1 protein-coding gene is annotated in these 929 nt (G+C 30.6%); it reads right to left on the reverse strand.

Annotated features, from left to right (window positions below; genetic code table 11):
• Positions 1 to 282: 282 nt before the first annotated feature.
• On the reverse strand, positions 283 to 834 hold the full coding sequence (locus MSI_RS13505) for a hypothetical protein (RefSeq protein ID WP_007590569.1): 552 nt from the start codon (positions 832 to 834) through the stop codon (positions 283 to 285).
• Between the last annotated feature and the right edge of the window lie 95 nt (positions 835 to 929).

Here is a 929-nt window from a genome sequence, read left to right on the forward strand (position 1 = left end):
CAAACAAACTTTTTTAGGATTGAAGGTTGGAAGTCAAAACTGACTAGAGTGTTTTATTTCGTATAAGTTTCTACGATATCATACTGAAAACATACTACAGTTGAATCGGTCACTAGGACACTAATATCAATAACATAAAAAGAATAGACTTATCAATTACTTGTACCAGATTTCAAGAAAGTCATCTAAGCACAATTTGTGTAATTATCTACAATAGCCCAAAAAAGTTTGTTCGAACAAACTTTTAGAAAATTATCCAAAAAGATTGTTGAGGGATAGAATCTAGAATGTTTGAATATGCTCTTTAAACTCTTTCCAGCTCATATTATAGGTCTGTTTTATATACTTAATTCTGTCCGGCGGTGGTGTTATAAAATCCAGTTCCCGCCATTTAAGCATAGCATCTCTTTCTTCCATGTCTAAAGGAATCAGTTTATTTTGTTCTTCTACAAGATTTCGGTGTTCCATTAATTTTGGAATACCTTCTCTTTCCCATTTTTCATCCCTTCTTTTTATAACTTCCTTCCACTGTTCTTTAGTTTCAGTTTCGATTTTAGAAAGTAAAGTTTCAGCTTCTTTTTCCATTTGAAGTTCATCATAAGTTAGAGTAACTTTTATCCTTACATTGCTTTTAGTATGCACGTTATAAAAGCGAGCCCAGGTTATTTTTTCAAGATTAAACGGCTTAAGCTCTTCAATGTTCGTGGTAACAAAAACAATGCTCTGAGGGTTAATAGTTTTTCTAATTTCTTCCCATGATGTTCCTAAAAATCTTTCACAATGGATTTTAGAAAAACTTTCGTTTTCAATTTTTCTTACTACATAGAGATACATAATAAATATTCCTTTACCTTTATATTTTTAATCCCTAAAAGCTGGTAAGACGATTAGAGATATTTTTTAAAATTAAAAAAGTTCAATAGAGTACA

It is taken from the genome of Treponema sp. JC4, from assembly GCF_000260795.1.
Taxonomy (GTDB): Bacteria; Spirochaetota; Spirochaetia; order Treponematales; family Treponemataceae; genus Treponema_D.

What these genes read in the sequence shown, in the direction of transcription:
- MSI_RS13505 (WP_007590569.1), bottom strand. Translation starts at nt 834, where the DNA reads ATGTATCTCTATGTAGTAAGAAAAATTGAAAACGAAAGTTTTTCTAAA.